Raw genomic sequence first — 17,078 nt, 5'->3', positions numbered from 1 at the left:
GATTAGTTCTCAGATAATAATTTTATAATTGTGTGTTGGGCGGCATCGAGAGCTTGCTCCCCAATAACCGGCCAAGCACTCGACACGCCTTCATGAAGCAAAAATAGCTGTGTTGATAAATCTGGGCGTACACTTTGTTCACCTAGAAATCTTTGCACGTCTTTCTTATGGGATTTGACTGCTTGGTAAATGAAGTCATTTTCAGGAAATGCTGCTAGTGCATTCATAGACATACAGCCGTGCGGTGCATATTCTTTCATCCATACACCCAACTTAGTGAAAATATGTTTTAGAGAGTGAATACCTGTCTCAGGAACGTCAGCCAATAAGAACGCTAGGTAACGTTGGTGACGGTGTTGTAAAGCACCTACAATCATCTCTTCTTTTGAAGGGTAGTGTTTGTATAAAGTTCTTAGGCTGACACCACAAGCTACTTTGAGTTGTGCGACACTGGGCTCGGCAAAACCAAACTCACTAAATTCTCGCTCTAGGCTGGATGCGATTTGCTCTTTTAGCATAATGTATCTCATTGGGTAGAATGAATGCTCTACCTTTATAGTAGAGCGTTTGTTCTACCCTTGTCAATCGACAAACCATAGACTATTGACTCAATGATATTTATAGATGATTTCATTGATACTGGTCTCGACTATCTTATCGATAGGGGATAGAGATTCGTTGTACGTTATGGTTCGTATCAATGTGTAAAAGTGACGGATTCGAAGCGTTTTGCTAGTGTTTTGAACATTATCCAAGGAGGGAAGATGAACATAGGTATTTATATTTACGACCAAGCAGAAGTCCTTGATTTTTCGGGCCCATATGAAGTGTTTAGTACAGCGAAAAGGTTAGGGGCTAAGCATTTAAATGTGTTTTTAGTTGCTGAGAGTTCTGAACCTGTTATTGCCCGTGGCGGTTTTAAAGTATTGGCTGACTACACCATATATGATCACCCTAATATTGATTTATTCATTGTAGTCGGGGGCGTTCATATCGATGAAATGTGCAAACCCCATATTTTAAGTTGGCTTGCTTCTATAGCTAAAAATATAAATGAAGTGGTGTCAGTGTGTACTGGTGCATTTCTTCTTGCAGAAGCGGGTGTCATTAAGGAAGAAACAGTGACGACACACTGGGAGGATATTCCGGATTTAATCTCGCAGTTTCCAAATCTAAATGTAATCACAGATCAACGTTGGGTCACATCTGGAAAATTTACTACTTCCGGTGGTATTTCGGCTGGTATCGATATGAGTTTACATTTGCTATCAAAACATTGCGGCCTATCGTTTGCCAAGACAGTAGCCAAGCAAATGGAATACAACTGGCAAGAATAACGTAATCACTTTTGTTGCGAAAGCTAGGTCGTACTTAGGCTCTCCATACCTAAGCTTTTTCGTCACTAGCGATTCATGCTTCACGATCTTCGTTAGTCTAATTTACGGTTTTCCGTCCACCAAAAGCTGTTTTGTTAGGTTAAATCCGTCAAATGTCAGCTTTGTGTATTCAGTTAGACGCACATCGTGAGATAATGTCGCCCTTTGTTAGTGCGTATCGCAAATTTTCGTAAGCTTTTTGTATTACCCGTTCTTCGTTGGGGTTCGAGTTTATAGTAAAAAGGTTTAGTATTATGGCAAGCGTTGCTTGCTTCTTTATTTAGTGTGAAACGACACAAGTGACACGCACTGAATTAAGTACAGAAATAATCAAGTTAGGTAAATATATGAACGATAAAGTGTTTCAAATTTGGCATCAGAAACGAGAGCAAGGTTTCTTCAGTTGGCTTTCTAAGAGCACTCTTGGCTCTTTTGCTTTCTATTTAGTGTTTAGTATCGCTTTTCAATATTCTTCTATCGGTGAGCAGGGTATTGCGTCATTTGTGAAGAGCCAGTGGGTGAACTATGTATTGTTTACTGGGCTAATGATTGTCGCGAACGGGTTGCTTTGGCTTTATCGCGAGTCCAGCTATAAGAAAGAAGCTCGTCGTAGAAATATCATGTAATAAATAAGAATTAAGAATTAAGCGTTGCGCCCGTGACGCTTAATTTTCATTGTCGAACAAAAAACAGATAGCAACAAATGTCTAATTGCTCCCATATTGTTACCTATTTAAGGCAAGTTTTTGCTAAGGGTAAAAATTTTGGATAACAGAGTTAGGTGTAATGCTTCTCATCGCCTACAATCGATTGCACAAGCAACAATCATGATGACGGTTGAAGATTTAATGAGAGGCAGTAATGGCGCGACTTAATTTGGTTTCAAGTGACACTTTAGGGGACTCAGGTGATTTAAACTTGAAATTAACCGCTTTAAAAAAGAGTTACGCAGACGCACCAAATCCAAGTTTAGAGCAACGAAAACAGCGCTTATTACTACTCAAACAATCAATATTAGAGCAGCAGTCGCAACTGGTCTCGGCACTGGCAAAAGACTTTGGCAATCGCTCTGAGTTTGATTCTGTTCTGTCTGATATTATTCCAACCATCAATCACATCAAATACACTTTAAAAAACCTCAATCGATGGGCAAAACCGTCGAAGCGCCATGCAGGATTAATGCTGTTTCCTTCAAAAGTGAAAGTTGAGTATCAGTCTCTTGGGGTAGTGGGAGTGATTTCGCCGTGGAACTTCCCGGTAATGCTGAGCCTACCGCCGGTAGCAACTGCCATTGCTGCTGGAAATAAAGTGATGTTAAAGCTCAGCGAGTTTACTCCTGCGACCAATGAAGTGCTCACTAACATCTTGTCGGTTTTAGATGAAGAAGTGGTGGTGATACAAGGCGGAGCGACGATCGCCGCGAATTTTAGTGCGTTACCTTTTGACCATTTGCTGTTTACCGGTTCAACATCGGTTGGGCGCATGGTCGCACAAGCAGCAGCCAAAAATTTAACGCCAGTTACGCTGGAATTAGGTGGTAAATCGCCAGTGATAATCGCGCCTGATGCGCAGTTAGACAAAATCATCGATTCAATTGTGTTTGGCAAATGTGTCAACGCAGGACAAATCTGCGTTGCGCCAGATTATGTACTGATTGATCAAAACAGAGCCGATGAATTTGCCGAGCTATTTGCCCAGCGTTTTAATCGCTATTTTGCCAAAGATCTCAGCCAGTTCAGTCATATTATTAATAGTCATCAATACCAGCGTTTACAGCAATATATAGAGCAAGCTAAAGCGACTGATGGCGTACGGGTAATAGAAGTCGCTGCCGGTAATAGCACCACAGAACCAAACCAGTTATTGCCCCATCTTATCTTTAATCCAAGCGATGATTTAGCGGTGATGAAGGAAGAAATTTTTGGCCCTATTTTACCTATCATTACCTATCACAAAGTTGAAGAAGCGATTGAGTATGTGAATGCCCATGAGCGGCCTTTAGCGCTATATGTTATGAGTAATGAACAACCGACGGTTGACTATATTTTGGCAAATACTCATTCTGGAGGAGTGGCGGTCAACGACACCATTTTTCATGTCGCGGCTGAAGATGCGCCGTTTGGCGGGATAGGGCATTCGGGAATGGGGCGTTATCATGGTGAAGAAGGGTTTAGAACCTTTAGCCATGCTAAAACAGTGTTGTATACGCCGAGCTATTTACCCAGAGCTCGGTTAATTTTGAAATATCGTAAGTTTGTATTGTCAGTTATGAGGAAGTGGTTTGTCAGGTAATTGATGGAACATTGCCTAAAATCACAATGCCTTATAGAGCTGATTCAAAAGCGCTGCAAAGCGAAATTTTAATAAGGAAATATGAAATGAAATTGTATGAGTCGGCGGCAACGCCAAGCTGTAGACGTGTTTCGATTTTTCTCAAGCTGATTGGGGCTGAGGTTGAGCGTGTTCAAGTGGATCTAAAGGGTGGTGAAAATATTACTCCTGAGTTCCAACAAAAGAGCGCTAGCGGCACAGTGCCTGCATTGGAGTTAGACGATGGTACTTACATCAGTGAGTCTGTCGCAATTTGTCGTTACTTTGATCATATTGTGCCTAATCAGGCTAATCTATTTGGCGCGCCAGGTGTGCAGAGTGCGCAAGTTGAAATGTGGCACCGCATTGTTGAGTTTCAAGGACTTATCGCTGGTTTTCAGGCATTTAGAAACATTACAGGCTTTTATTCCGACCGAGAAAATTGCGTAAGCGAGTGGGGCGAAGAGTCAAAAGGTCGTGCGATTGCCTTTTTAACGAAACTAGAAAACCGATTGGCCCATTCGACTTATCTTGCGGGTGACGAGCTGTCAGTTGCAGATATCACTGGGTTTTTGTTTATTAACCTAATGAAAGGCGCATTTTCAGTGGAGCTTGATGAGCAATACTCCCATATCCAAGTTTGGCACAATAAACTTGGTGCTATGCCTGAGTTCCAATAGCAGTTAGAATGTCGCCAATTAACGAGCATCGCTCGAAAACTTAAGTTGGAAATGCAGTGGATCACTTAGAAGAAGAAATTGAAATTGAAGCAATTGGTGTTGAGGTGTCAACTCAACCGGTGGAACTTTACAAAGTACTAAAGATTGCCGATGCAGTCAGTGGTGGCGGTGAAGCGAAACAAGCTATTAGCCAAGGCTATGTTGCCGTAAATGGCGAAATAGAAACCCGTAAACGTCGTAAATTGGTTGACGGTGATTTGGTTCAATTTAACGAAGAATTCTACCTAGTGATCTATGTTGATCCTGCTGATGTTGTTGAAGCTGATTATGCAGACGATGGGGTGGCAACGGATTACGATGCTGGCGATCAAGGTTATGACGATGAGCCTGAATATGTTGAAGAGCATTTTGCCGACAACCACTCTGACGCTAAAGTGCAGACTCAAGTAGCAGAGAACAATGAAGATGATGACAGTGATAAAAACGCTAAAACAGGGCGTAAATCCATCAACTTCTTTTAATTTCGGCGATAATTGCGAAAAAGATAAGTCGTAAACTGAACGATTGATTAAGGATCTAAATGTTATTTAGGTCCTTTTTTATTGTCCAAAATTCATGTCGCTAGCTCCAGATAAAAAAATGGGAACTGATTAAAATCAGCTCCCAAACTTTTAGATGGAGAACGGGTAAAGCAAAATGCTTACAGAACTTTAGACAAGAAGTCTTGAGTACGTTCGTTTTGCGGGTTATCGAAGATTTCACAAGGCTTACCTTGTTCTACGATTTTTCCGTCAGCCATGAAGACTACGCGGTCACACACTTCACGAGCAAAGCCCATTTCGTGGGTTACAACAACCATTGTCATGCCGTGTGAGTTGGCAAGATCTTGCATTACTTGCAGAACTTCACCAACCATCTCAGGATCAAGTGCCGAAGTAGGCTCATCAAAAAGCAAGATATCTGGGTTCATTGCCAGTGCGCGTGCAATTGCAATACGCTGTTTTTGACCACCGGATAAGCTTTTCGGATACGCATCCGCTTTGTCACGCAGACCTACTTTGTCCAACAGTTCAAACGCAGTTGCTTGCGCTTCTGCTTTGTTGGCTTTTTTCAGTGTTAATGGCGCGAGCGTGATGTTTTCCATTACCGTTAGGTGCGGGAACAAGTTGAAAGATTGGAATACCATGCCAACATGTTCACGGAACTTGTTGATATCCAGATCTTTGTTCGCTAAGTCGTCACCATCAATAATGATGTGACCACCATTGAGCTCTTCTAAACCGTTTAGACAACGAAGTAGGGTAGACTTACCAGAGCCTGAAGGACCGATAAGAGAAACTACTTCATTTTCGCCAACATTGAAGTCGATACCATTTAGAACAACGTTATCGCCATAAGCTTTTACTAGTTTTGATACCTTAATCATTGTTCAAACGCGCCTCAATTTGTCTAAAGATAGTGCTCAAAATATAGATAAGAACAAAATACAAAATGCCGACCATTGTCCACACTTCAAACGAACGGTACGTTGAAGAAATGATGATTTGACCCGATTGTGTTAATTCACTTACACCGATAACGGTAAGGATTGATGTATCTTTTAGTGAAATAATGAACTGGTTCAAAATTGCCGGGATCATGTGACGGAATGCTTGTGGAAGTACTACTTTCAGCATTGCTTGTGTCGATGATAGACCAAGGCTACGCGCTGCTTCCATTTGACCTTTATCAATAGCTTGAATACCGCCACGGAAGATTTCAGCCATGTAAGCACCAGCGTTAATACTGATAACAATGGTACCTGCAACTTCAGCTGTCATATGAAAGCCAAGGTAACCTGTCATGCCAAAGTATAAGAAGAAGGCTTGAACGATAAGAGGTGTACCACGGACTATATCGATATAGACTTTAGCAATCGCGCGTAAAAACTTGTTTTTGCCAATATTAATAAGGCCTAATACTAGACCAATGCCAGTTGCCAAGAACAGCGAACATACCGTTATGATCAGGGTGATTTTCATCCCTTCGATAAAGGCAGGTAGGCTATCCATGAATAGCTCAAACATACGAATTTCCTTTTAAAACTACTTAACCTCGTCGCAAAGATGTTGACCTCAAAATAAGGCGCTCATCTAAGAGGTTATTTAGAAAAGAAAGAAGGAGTTTATGCAATAAACTCCTTCCTGAGTAAATATTTTTATTTTAAAGCAGTGTTATTAACATCTTGTTTTTAAACTAGATATTATTGGTATTTGCTAAGAATTTTCTCGTAAGTACCGTTTGCTTTGATTTTTGCTAGACCTTCATTGAACTTCTGAAGAAGCTCAGCGTTTTGGCCTTTCTTAACACCAAAACCGAATTTAGCTGTTGTTAATTTCTCGCCAACAAGTTTTAGAGTTGGAGTTTTATCTAGAGAAATTTTGTAAGCGATAACAGGGTAGTCTTCGAAAGCGATGTCAGCGTTGCCGTTCATTACTTCTTGGAACATAGAAGCAGAATCGTCAAAGTAACGGATGCTTGCATCTAGGTCTTTACGGTTAGCACTTGCCCAATCCGCAGAAGTTGTGCCTTTCTTAACTGCAAAACGTTTGTTTTTGAAGTCAGAAACTGAAGCAATTTTGCTGTCTACTGTCACGACAGGGATAACACCTGATTCGTAGTAACCTTCAGAGAAGTCTAAAACCTTAGCGCGTTTCTCTGTGATTGTCATACCAGCAATAGCACCATCAAGTTGACCAGATACTACGCCTGGGATAATGCCATTGAAGTTCATTGGGCTTAGTTGGTATTCGAAGCCTTCGATTTTTGCAATAGCGTCTAGTACTTCAACATCAATACCAGTATATGCGCCATCGATTTTGAACGAGAAAGGAGCGTAAGCTGCATCAGTCGCGATCTTATAAACTTTGTCTTTTGCAAATGCTGTAGTGGTTGTCAGAGCAGCCAGAAGCATTGCAAATGTAATTGAAATCTTTTTCATGTTTGCGAGTTTCCTTATTTTTAAGTCTCAATGAAGAGACGAAAGCAAGGCTCGAAAATAAAGGCAATAGACCAAAAGATCAAGTAATGCGGAAAAATGGCGCTATTTATATATGCATTTATGCCGATAATTTATGTTTATTAATCCAAAATTTTACAAAAGTTAACCGATTTTTATGCACGCTGTGGCGTATGTGCAAAATGCTATTATGGATTAATATTTAAGCATTAATTTTCTATTAATTAATTAATCTACACTCTTATATCATTGATTTACAGTACTTCAATTTATTGCTCGCAGAAAAATAGCCTCAGCATAGGTGAAGGCTGGCTTTTTAAGTTCTTTAAAAACAAAGGCTTGCAGTTGTTTTTCTGTGTGAGCTGTCACTTTTCTTGTTAGTTGAGTAAATATTGAACGCTTTTTTAAGTGACAAATTCAGCTTATGAATATTATTCGGTTCGTAAGGTAAAATATTTTCTATTATGATTAATTATTTCAGTTAAATGCGTATTTTTCTTTCGTTTAGGTTGAGTTTAATCTACATATGAATTACATATTTATTTCTAGTATCACTATTTATCTAACAAGGCATTATATTAATTAAAATACATTTATTGTGTTATTTTGTATTTTATTGTTATTTGCTTTGATTGGAATGTTGTGTGTATGTTTTGTGTTTGGTGTTATTACTGTGATTTATTAACTTTTATGTCTAATGGTTAAGTAACTAAAAGATAATTATGTGCAGTTAGCTTAAAGGTTTTATTTGAAACTGTGACGTGCTTCATAACTTTTGGCGGCATTTACTGTTAGGTATATAGCCTTGACAGGGGGCGTTTTCTTATTATCGCTTTTAAATGACGTCTTTAAAGGCGTTAGTTTCTCTTAAATCATTAATCTGAGGAGACGTGTTTGTCTCCTCAGTATCTCGGTTCTCATCGAAAGCACTTGATGAAAAAGCACTGAATGAAAACGTTCTTAATAACAGAGTGCTTAATGAAAGAAGAAAGCGCTCAGTTTACGCAATCGCTCCTTGTAAGATTTGTTCAACCTCTTTTAGCGTAATGGACTGATTTTCTCCTAACGTCACCATGTTATGGGCTTGCAATTGATTTAGGATGGCTTGCACTGCCGCTGGTTTATCTGTGCCATGTTCGGTAAGTTGCGTGGCAACCTGCAAGCTGAGATAAAAGCTCTCGATTTGGTCGATAGTGCGCTCAGCAAGATCGGCCCCTTGCGCTAGACCAAACACGTTTTGTCCCATTTGCTCCAACTTAGCACGTTTAAACTCTATTTGATTGCGCAGCAATGAAGGTTGGATGATAGCTAATGAGCGAGCATGATCAACGCCGTACAAGGCGGTAAGCTCATGCCCAATCATATGCGTTGCCCAATCTTGTGGTACACCTGCGCCAATAAGACCATTTAATGCTTGGTTAGCATTCCACATTAAATTGGCGCGCCACGCATTGCTGTCGTGATTGGCAAAGTCTTCACCCAGTGCTTTGAGGTTTTTAAGAATCGCTTCCGCAAATCCATCTTGCACCATACCTTCAGCCGGTTTAGTAATGTACTGCTCACACACGTGTACCCATGCATCCACAAGACCGTTGATCATTTGACGTTGCGGCAGTGTTTTCATTGCATCAGGATCAAGGACAGCAAATTTGGGTTGTACATGAGGAGATAAGAAGCTCAATTTATCCTGAGTGGATTTTCTGGTGACGACTGCACCTTTGTTCGATTCAGAACCGGTTGCAGGAAGTGTTAATACAGCGCCAAGTGGAATAGCACTTTTAACTTTGTGCTTGCCGGTGAGAATATCCCAACCGTCACCCTCATAATGTGAAGCGGCGGCCACGTATTTAGTGCCGTCAATTACCGAACCGCCGCCCACGGCCAGTAAATAGGTAATGTTGTCTTTTTTGGCAATTTCGACGGCTTTGTTTAAGGTTTCGACGGAAGGATTTGGCTCTACGCCAGAAAATTCTTGCCACTGGTGATCAGATAGGGCGTTGGCAACTTGATCGTACACGCCGTTCTTTTTAATAGAGCCACCACCGTAAATCACCAATACTTTGCTATCACTTGGGATAGCGCGAGTAATGGCGGCGATTTGAGACTGTCCAAAATAGATATTGGTTGGATTTGAATAGCTAAACTGCATGTCATCGTTCCTTTTCGTTGCTGTCGTCATGTGCGCAAGGTGTCGGTAGCGTCCATGTTTGAATTTGCTTAGTTACTTAGTTACTTAGTTGCTTAGGTACTGGGTCGAGATCGTATCGTTATGGTGTTCTGCGCTCTTTACGAAATACTTTTGGCGTACAGCCATAAACACTTTTAAAGGCATTAGTAAATTGGGTGGCGCTATTGAAGCCGCACAGGCTTGCTATAGCATTTATATTAGTACGCCCAGCGCGTAAAATAGTGGCACCTTTGTAAGTTCTTTTCTGTTTAAGCATTTGTGAAAAAGAGAGTCCTTCATCGGCCAGTTTTCGTTTCACGCTTGAAATAGAAAGCTTCAAGTGTTGTGCAAGCATAGGCAGGCTTATCTCTTTATCCAATCTCATATCAAGAAAGAAGGACACTTTTTCGGAAAAACGGGCACTTTCTGAAAGGTAAGTCCCTGTTGCCTCTTTTATAGTGTCGATAACTCTGGGATTGCGGTGCGCAACTTGCAGCAAAAAACTGTTTAATAACCCACATTGCACTTGTGCTAGATAATCAGAGCTTTGTGCGCAAGTCACTAAAGCATCAAACAATTGTTGTTCCAGTACATCACATTCAATTGATGTTTCCATCCTAGCAAGTGCACTGGGCTTTATGTCAGGGCCCTGTTTTTCATTATCTTCTAATTGCAGATATTGAGATGAATCGTGCTCTAGTAAATAAGGAGACTCAAGAAATGCTTCTAAGCTGGCAAATTCCAATAGCACAGCGTCTATTGCTACATCCTTTTGCCTATTTGAGGATAAAAAGTGACTGAGATCTTTAGTTAGGCAACAGTGTAGTTGAATAGAGTTTGCCGCTGGTGGTGCGTCTTTGATATGAGGCGTTGTCGTGCCGTTGTGCACACGCACAAATGCCAGTGGCATTGCCAACGAGTCATGCTGCTGTGCAGAAGGTAGGTGAGACAGCGATAAGTATACTAACGGCGACACAAGAAAGCCTTTTTAAGTGAGTGTTATTATCTTATCTAACTGCTCAGTTAAGTGAAGCAATGATTGTGTAGATTTTGCTATGTACATTCTAAAAAGAATAAAAAACCCTGCAGAGCTTTATCAGCATTCTGCAGGGTGGTCATTTTAAAGCTTAACGTTTGTGTCTAATCTTGCTTTTGATCTTCTTCAGCAGGAAGATCTGCAAAAACGTCAGTAGGTTTACCCACTATATTACGTTTCTCGATATCAACATCCGTTAGGACTATTTCAACGGTATCGCTGAGTTTATACACTTGCTCTTTATCGATAGAAATTGTGCCTTGCTCAGTGCTCGATTCGATGCGCTCTTTGTTATCCATAATCAAAGAGTTTGGCACAAATGCCGCCGCGCCGTTTTCAATTAAACGTACGCGCATACCGCCACGGCCAATATCAAAAATCTCGGCTTTAAATTTAGTTTGCGCTGCAACGTCTTTCTTCAGAGTACGAGCGTACAGCCAATCACTGACTTTACGTTCCGCCATTCGGTGATGTTTACGATGCAAAGCCAATTCGTCACCCACTTCGTCATCAGGGGTTTGTACTGACGCTTTATCTAGAATGATCGCTTTAAGCAGGCGATGGTTGACCATATCGCTGTATTTACGAATCGGTGATGTCCAAGTAGCGTAGATATCTAATCCCATTGCAAAGTGTGGAGCAGGGGTGTTACCCATTTCGCCATAGCTTTGGTGTTTGCGGATGCGATTGTCTAAATACTGGGTCGGTTGATTGTTCAACCAACGACGTAGCGCGGTGAAGCCTTCAAGAGTGGTGACGTTTTGTGCATCAAAGTCTTGTGCGCCGTATTCAGTCACTAAGTCGATAACGTTATTGACTTTGTCTTCTTTTAAACCCGAATGGGTATTAAAGATGCCCATGCCTAATTTATGGCTAAGAACACGACCGGCACAGATGTTGGCGGTAATCATGGCTTCTTCAACCAATTTATTTGCTGTTCTGCGCATATCGGCATGAATCGCAATCACGTCGTTATCTTCGCTTAGTTCAAAACGGTAGTCTGGGCGATCAGGGAAGATAACCGCGTTGCTTTCTCTCCACTCACTGCGTGCTTTTGCCATATCCGCCAGCGCATTGACGACGGTGGCGATTTCACTGCTCGGTGTCCAGTGTTCGCAAGAGCCCGTTTCTAAATAGTCTGAAACATGATTGTACGCAAGACGTGCGTGAGATTGGATATTAGCGGCAAAGAAGCGAATATCATCTTGTATGGTGCCATCGCTATCTATGGTTACCGTACAGCACAGTGCAGGTCGCTGTTGGTCTTGAATTAACGAACAAAGATTGTCAGCTAAATCTCTAGGCAACATTGGGATGTTGCGACCCGGCAAGTAGATAGTAAATCCACGTTCACGAGCCACTTTGTCCATCTCATCATCCGGCGTGATGTACGCGGTAGGATCAGCAATAGCGATAGTCAGTTCAAACTGGCCATTTTCTGTTTTACGAGCGTACAGCGCATCGTCCATATCTTTTGTTGATTCACCATCAATGGTGACAAAAGGAATATGGGTAAGATCTTCTCGGATAAGATCGGCATCGTCATGCAACTGCCAATGGTCAATGCCAGCAGGTTCGGTTTTTGGCAGGTCGTTTTCTGCCAGTGTTACCCACCAAGGTGCAATTTTGTCATTGGCGTCGGTGATTTTCTCGGTGATTTCGACCATGAAGCCTGCATCACCTTTTAGAGGGTGTTGAATAACCTGCGCAACAACCCAATCGCCTTCAGCGAACATATCGTGTTTGAGGCCTTTCGCCGTTTTGGCTTTCAGAGAAAGATTGCGCAACTGTGGCTGATCTGGAACAACATTTAAGCGTCCTTTAAACAGTTTGATTCGGCCAATAAAACGGGTCACGGCTTGTTCGACAAGTTGATCTGGCTCGGCCAGTTCTTTGTCGTTTTCAGTGCGAATTAATGCCACAACGCGATCGCCGTGCATGCACTTCTTCATATAAGGAGGCGGAATGAAGTAACTGGTTTTGTTGTCTACTTCTAGAAAACCAAACTTTTTGTCTGTCGCTTTAATCGTCCCTTCTTTAGTAGGGATCTTTTCTTTAATTTGCTGTTTTAGTTGAGCAAGCAACGGGTTATCTGCAAACATTGAATACTTTATAATCTTTGACAATTGTGGGGGCTAATTTATGCCTTTATTATTGCAACCCTTAGGCAAGGTTGATAGGAAAGGCAGTGATTTACGCGCCATCTTACCGACTCTTGATACAAATGTATAATACCAATCGTTAGCAATTAACAGCTTACTTTAGCTTGATAAAACACTTGAACATTTCGCTATAATTTTTGATTGTAAAATAACGACTTACCGAGGCTTTTTGTTTGAAAATTGCGCCTTGGTTTTAAGTGTTTTTGTTACGTTACTTTGAACTATTTATGACTGTGATAGGGAGCACCTGCTTACAAAGAGTGTGTAAGTTTTTGAATTCACCGAGAATCTGCGCTGAGCGGCCTATAAAGTCGATGAAATTCGATCCATTTTCTGAGTTTGCGCGTAAACATACACAACATAACAAAAGTTATGTGAAAGCAGATGAAGAGGAAGCGTCATGAAAATAGTATTAATTATGTTATGCGTAGGCTTTGTAGCGGGTTGTGCTCATTCTGGCTCAGATAATATGTCGCAGCAGGATCGCCAAAACTTGGTTAAATACACTCATTCAGATATGCAGGGATATAGGAAGTAATCGTTAAGCCGAGTAAGGGTTTGAAAAGGCTTTGCTGACAAAATGCACAGGTCAGAATAGGGGATTAATGTTGCTTTTGGAAGACGTGTGAGGGGCGGATTTGCTTGAATTTGTGATCTATTTCAATATTTTCTTGTAATTGTCTGATTTTTAGGGCAGAATTCGCCACCTTATTTTGTCCCTAGCGGCTTGATGCGTTTTATATACTTTTCCTTCCGAATGGATTTAGTGTGTATTGCTGGATCGGTGTATGAATTTAGAGAGCACCTGGGACCGTATTAATGAACACACTGACTTATAGTGGGATCCCGATGCAAGAATCTGAAATTAAATTCAGCGATTTAGAACTAAACCAACAAATCCTTTCTGCCCTTGATGAAATGGGTTTTGTTTCTCCAACACCAATTCAATCAGCGTCAATTCCTTTCCTTCTTGAAGGTAAAGATGCACTAGGTAAAGCACAAACAGGTACTGGTAAAACAGCCGCTTTCTCTCTTCCTCTTCTTAACAAATTGGAACTAGACCAGCGTAAACCTCAAGCAATCATCCTTGCTCCAACACGTGAGCTAGCGATTCAGGTAGCTGCTGAAATCAAAAACCTTGGCCGCAACATCCGTGGTCTTAAAGTTCTTGAAATCTACGGTGGTACTTCTATCGTTGATCAAATGCGCGCCCTTAAAAATGGTACTCACATTGTTGTAGGTACTCCTGGCCGTGTTCAAGATTTGATTAACCGTGACCGTTTGCACCTAGACGAAGTAAAAACTTTCGTTCTTGATGAAGCGGACGAAATGCTAAACATGGGCTTTGTAGAAGACGTAACTGCAATCCTTGAGCACGCTCCAGCGACGGCTCAACGCGTACTGTTCTCTGCAACTATGCCTCCAATGCTTAAGAAAATTGTTGAGCGCTTCTTGCGTGATCCTGCGTTTGTTGACGTTGCGGGTAAAAACCACACAGTTGATAAAGTAGAGCAAAAATTCTGGGTTGTTAAAGGTATCGAGAAAGATGAAGCAATGACTCGTCTTCTTGAAACTGAAGAAACCGATGCGTCTATCGTATTCGTACGTACTCGCCAAGATACTGAGCGCGTTGCAGGCTACCTTGCTGACCGTGGCTTTAAAGTTTCTGCACTACACGGTGACATTCCTCAGTCTCAACGTGAGCGCACTGTAGACAACATTAAACGTGGCGTAATCGACATTCTAGTGGCAACTGACGTTGTGGCTCGTGGTCTTGATGTGCCTCGTATTACTCACGTATTCAACTACGACATTCCATTTGATGTTGAGTCTTACATTCACCGTATTGGTCGTACTGGCCGTGCTGGACGTAAGGGTAAAGCGATCCTATTGGTTCGTACTAACCAAATGCGTATGCTTCGCACTATTGAGCGCGTAACTAAGTCATCTATGGAAGAAATCCAACTTCCATTGCGTGACCAAGTAGCAGCAGCTCGTGTAACTAAGCTAGGTCTTGAACTTGCTGCTGATAAAGAACACAGCTCTGTAGAGAAATTCGCTGAGTTAGTTGAAACGCTACAAAATGATTTAGAAATTGACGCAGCAACACTTGCGGCAATCCTACTACGTCGTCAACAAGGCAAACGTCCTTTATTCTACGTAGGTGATGACCCAATGATCGCAGCTATCGAGCGCGATAAGAAACGTCGCACTGAACGTCGTGAAGGCGGTCGTGACGGTGGCCGCGATGGTCGTCGTGAAGGCGGTCGTAGCTACGGCGGCGAAACCAAAGATTGGGATACATACCAACTGCAAGTGGGTCGTGACCAAGGCGTTCAAGTTAAAGACATCGTTGGCGCTCTAGCAAACGAACTAGGTTTAACTAAAGGTTCTATTGGTGCAATCAAACTGGCTCAAGGCCATACGTTTGTTCAGCTTCCAAAAGCAATGAACTCTGAAACTGCGGGTAAACTGCGTAAACTGCGTATTCGTCAAAAAGAAACCGCTGCTGTAGTGTGTGACTTTGATGACTTCCGTGAGTCTCGTGGTCCACGTCGCGATGGTGGCCCTCGTCGTGACGGTGGTAACCGTCGTGGTGGTGAAGGTCATCGTGGTAACCGTGAAGGCGGTGGCTACCGTGGTAACCGTGACGGCGAACGTCGTTTCGACCGTAACCGTGGCAGCGAAAACCGTGGTAATGGTCCTCGTGGCGACCGTGGTCAATCTCGTCGCAACTCTGGCGAGTAATACTGTCGTGTAATTACAGGCGAGTAATAAAATTTGAGAACCGGGACTCGTAAGTGTCTCGGTTTTTTTTCGCCTGAACAAAACATATCGACGCATTTAGATACACTTGTATGATTTATTCTGAGTAATAGTGACAAAGATATTGCGGTTTTTTGCAGCTGATGGGGCAGGGCAAATGCCTTGAAAGCCATGACACCACTAAAAACGATTTTAAACTTTTAATTTTTATAAAAAATTTAAGCACTAAAAAAATTTGCAGAATGATCTAGATCAAAGTATCTTATTTTGTATGACTATTCGGTTAAAAAAAATTTGAATATTTTTCAAATTATTTGATAATCATTACTAAAGATTGAATGCCCCTCATCTAATTTTAGGATTTAACTCATGTCAAACAAGAACGTACTCGTTATCAATTCAGGCAGCTCTTCTCTGAAGTTCGCTGTTATCGATTCTGAATCTGGTGAAGCACTAGTAAGCGGACTAGGTGAGTGTTTCGGCCTTCCAGAAGCGACTATCGGCTGGAAATTTAACGGTGAAAAAACCCAAGAAGCTATCACAGCACCGGGTAATCACCACCAAGAAGCTATCAACCGTATTGTTAAGTTGATGGAAGAGTTAAGTCTAAAAGAGACTATCGTTGCAGTTGGTCACCGTATCGTTCATGGTGGTGAGAAATTCACTAGCACTGTTCGTATCGATGATGCTGTACTTGCAGAAATCGAAAGCCTTTCAGACCTAGCACCTCTTCACAACCCAGCAGGCGCTAAAGGCATTAAAGCAGCAATGGAAGCTTATCCTTCTCTTCCTCAGTTTGCTGTATTTGATACTGCATTCCACCAAACAATGCCTAAGAAAGCATTTACTGGTTCTATCTCTCACGAACTATACGACGAATACCGTATCCGTCGTTACGGTTTCCACGGAACTAGCCACTACTTTGTTAGCCACGAAGCTGCAAAAGTGATTGGCAAACCAGTAGAAGAAAGCAACTTCATCACAGTTCACCTAGGTAACGGCGCATCAGTATGTGCAGTTGCAAACGGTCAATCTGTTGATACTTCAATGGGCTTCACTCCACAAGCAGGCCTAATGATGGGTACTCGTTGTGGTGACCTTGACCCAGGCGTTATCGAGTTCCTACTTAAGAAAGGTTGGACTCAAGAGAAAGTATTCGAAACTCTATACAAAAAATCTGGTTTCCTAGGTGTGTCTGGTCTAACTTCTGATGCTCGTGGCATCCTAGAAGCAATGGCTGAAGGTCACGAAGGTGCAACTCTTGCATTCCAAGTGTTCACTTACCGTGTAGCGAAATACATCGCTTCTTACCTAGTACCACTTAACGCTCTAGATGCTGTTATCTTCACTGGTGGTATCGGTGAAAACGCATTGGATATCCGTCGTGAAATCCTTGAGAACCTAAGCCTACTAGGCTTCACTGAAGACAAAGCGGGTAACGAAGCGGCACGCTTTGGCGCTGCTGGTCAAATCGGTGAGTCTGCACTTCTTGGTGCTAAAGTATTGGTTATCCCAACAAACGAAGAGTTTGTTATTGCTAAAGAATCAGTAGAACGTATCTAGTCTACTTTTGCTTACCGCAT

Annotated in this window: 13 protein-coding genes and 1 pseudogene; 7 read left to right on the top strand and 7 right to left on the bottom strand. The window is 41.9% G+C overall.

Annotated elements, in window-relative coordinates:
• Window positions 1–2 precede the first annotated feature (2 nt).
• Window positions 3–518: a TetR/AcrR family transcriptional regulator gene (locus tag OCU38_RS15975; protein ID WP_261824486.1), complete on the bottom strand. Its 516-nt coding sequence runs from the start codon at window positions 516–518 to the stop codon at window positions 3–5.
• Between the two features lie 246 nt (window positions 519–764).
• On the opposite strand from OCU38_RS15975, the gene OCU38_RS15970 reads away from it, so the two are divergent.
• From OCU38_RS15970 to OCU38_RS17115, 5 genes and pseudogenes are all read left to right on the top strand, one after another.
• Window positions 765–1,337, top strand: a complete 573-nt coding sequence (locus OCU38_RS15970) for a DJ-1/PfpI family protein (RefSeq protein ID WP_261824485.1) — start codon at window positions 765–767, stop codon at window positions 1,335–1,337.
• Window positions 1,338–1,723: 386 nt separating this feature from the next.
• Window positions 1,724–2,002: a hypothetical protein gene (locus OCU38_RS15965; RefSeq protein ID WP_261824484.1), complete on the top strand. Its 279-nt coding sequence runs from the start codon at window positions 1,724–1,726 to the stop codon at window positions 2,000–2,002.
• 235 nt (window positions 2,003–2,237) lie between these two features.
• On the top strand, window positions 2,238–3,668 hold the full coding sequence (locus OCU38_RS15960) for a coniferyl aldehyde dehydrogenase (protein WP_261824483.1): 1,431 nt from the start codon (window positions 2,238–2,240) through the stop codon (window positions 3,666–3,668).
• A gap of 86 nt (window positions 3,669–3,754) precedes the next feature.
• On the top strand, window positions 3,755–4,366 hold the full coding sequence (locus OCU38_RS15955) for a glutathione S-transferase family protein (protein ID WP_261824482.1): 612 nt from the start codon (window positions 3,755–3,757) through the stop codon (window positions 4,364–4,366).
• A 56-nt stretch (window positions 4,367–4,422) separates the two neighbouring features.
• Window positions 4,423–4,666, top strand: a pseudogene (locus OCU38_RS17115) (RNA-binding S4 domain-containing protein); the annotation flags it as partial.
• A gap of 400 nt (window positions 4,667–5,066) precedes the next feature.
• On the opposite strand, the gene OCU38_RS15945 reads toward OCU38_RS17115, so the two are convergent.
• The 6 genes from OCU38_RS15945 to rnb form a co-directional block, all read right to left on the bottom strand.
• Entirely contained in the window at window positions 5,067–5,792 is a 726-nt protein-coding gene (locus OCU38_RS15945) for an amino acid ABC transporter ATP-binding protein (RefSeq protein ID WP_261824480.1), read from the bottom strand.
• On the bottom strand, window positions 5,785–6,432 hold the full coding sequence (locus OCU38_RS15940) for an amino acid ABC transporter permease (RefSeq protein ID WP_261824479.1): 648 nt from the start codon (window positions 6,430–6,432) through the stop codon (window positions 5,785–5,787). Before OCU38_RS15940 ends, OCU38_RS15945 begins: the two co-directional genes overlap by 8 nt.
• A gap of 176 nt (window positions 6,433–6,608) precedes the next feature.
• Entirely contained in the window at window positions 6,609–7,346 is a 738-nt protein-coding gene (locus tag OCU38_RS15935) for a transporter substrate-binding domain-containing protein (protein ID WP_261824478.1), read from the bottom strand.
• 1,018 nt (window positions 7,347–8,364) lie between these two features.
• Window positions 8,365–9,513, bottom strand: coding sequence for an iron-containing alcohol dehydrogenase (locus OCU38_RS15930; protein ID WP_152822664.1), 1,149 nt, complete (start codon window positions 9,511–9,513; stop codon window positions 8,365–8,367).
• Between the two features lie 118 nt (window positions 9,514–9,631).
• Window positions 9,632–10,507: an AraC family transcriptional regulator gene (locus OCU38_RS15925; protein WP_261824477.1), complete on the bottom strand. Its 876-nt coding sequence runs from the start codon at window positions 10,505–10,507 to the stop codon at window positions 9,632–9,634.
• A 164-nt stretch (window positions 10,508–10,671) separates the two neighbouring features.
• On the bottom strand, window positions 10,672–12,669 hold the full coding sequence (gene rnb, locus OCU38_RS15920) for an exoribonuclease II (protein ID WP_152822665.1): 1,998 nt from the start codon (window positions 12,667–12,669) through the stop codon (window positions 10,672–10,674).
• A 909-nt stretch (window positions 12,670–13,578) separates the two neighbouring features.
• Here rnb and OCU38_RS15915 point away from each other — a divergent pair.
• Window positions 13,579–15,477 carry a DEAD/DEAH box helicase gene (locus OCU38_RS15915; RefSeq protein ID WP_261824971.1) on the top strand — a complete coding sequence of 633 codons (1,899 nt, stop codon included), beginning with the start codon at window positions 13,579–13,581 and terminating at the stop codon, window positions 15,475–15,477.
• A gap of 387 nt (window positions 15,478–15,864) precedes the next feature.
• Window positions 15,865–17,058: an acetate/propionate family kinase gene (locus OCU38_RS15910; protein ID WP_261824476.1), complete on the top strand. Its 1,194-nt coding sequence runs from the start codon at window positions 15,865–15,867 to the stop codon at window positions 17,056–17,058.
• The last annotated feature ends 20 nt before the right edge of the window (window positions 17,059–17,078 follow it).

Origin of the sequence: Vibrio neonatus, assembly GCF_024346975.1 — a bacterium.
GTDB lineage: Bacteria > Pseudomonadota > Gammaproteobacteria > Enterobacterales > Vibrionaceae > Vibrio > Vibrio neonatus.
Note: the sequence above shows the minus strand (reverse complement) of the source record. Positions and strands in the feature narration are given on the sequence as shown.

Excerpts from the sequence above, each read along its gene's own strand:
- OCU38_RS15975 (WP_261824486.1), bottom strand. The coding sequence starts at position 518 with ATGCTAAAAGAGCAAATCGCATCCAGCCTAGAGCGAGAATTTAGTGAG.
- OCU38_RS15970 (WP_261824485.1), top strand. The coding sequence starts at position 765 with ATGAACATAGGTATTTATATTTACGACCAAGCAGAAGTCCTTGATTTT.
- OCU38_RS15965 (WP_261824484.1), top strand. The coding sequence starts at position 1,724 with ATGAACGATAAAGTGTTTCAAATTTGGCATCAGAAACGAGAGCAAGGT.
- OCU38_RS15960 (WP_261824483.1), top strand. The coding sequence starts at position 2,238 with ATGGCGCGACTTAATTTGGTTTCAAGTGACACTTTAGGGGACTCAGGT.
- OCU38_RS15955 (WP_261824482.1), top strand. The coding sequence starts at position 3,755 with ATGAAATTGTATGAGTCGGCGGCAACGCCAAGCTGTAGACGTGTTTCG.
- OCU38_RS15945 (WP_261824480.1), bottom strand. The coding sequence starts at position 5,792 with ATGATTAAGGTATCAAAACTAGTAAAAGCTTATGGCGATAACGTTGTT.
- OCU38_RS15940 (WP_261824479.1), bottom strand. The coding sequence starts at position 6,432 with ATGTTTGAGCTATTCATGGATAGCCTACCTGCCTTTATCGAAGGGATG.
- OCU38_RS15935 (WP_261824478.1), bottom strand. The coding sequence starts at position 7,346 with ATGAAAAAGATTTCAATTACATTTGCAATGCTTCTGGCTGCTCTGACA.
- OCU38_RS15930 (WP_152822664.1), bottom strand. The coding sequence starts at position 9,513 with ATGCAGTTTAGCTATTCAAATCCAACCAATATCTATTTTGGACAGTCT.
- rnb (WP_152822665.1), bottom strand. The coding sequence starts at position 12,669 with ATGTTTGCAGATAACCCGTTGCTTGCTCAACTAAAACAGCAAATTAAA.
- OCU38_RS15915 (WP_261824971.1), top strand. The coding sequence starts at position 13,579 with ATGCAAGAATCTGAAATTAAATTCAGCGATTTAGAACTAAACCAACAA.
- OCU38_RS15910 (WP_261824476.1), top strand. The coding sequence starts at position 15,865 with ATGTCAAACAAGAACGTACTCGTTATCAATTCAGGCAGCTCTTCTCTG.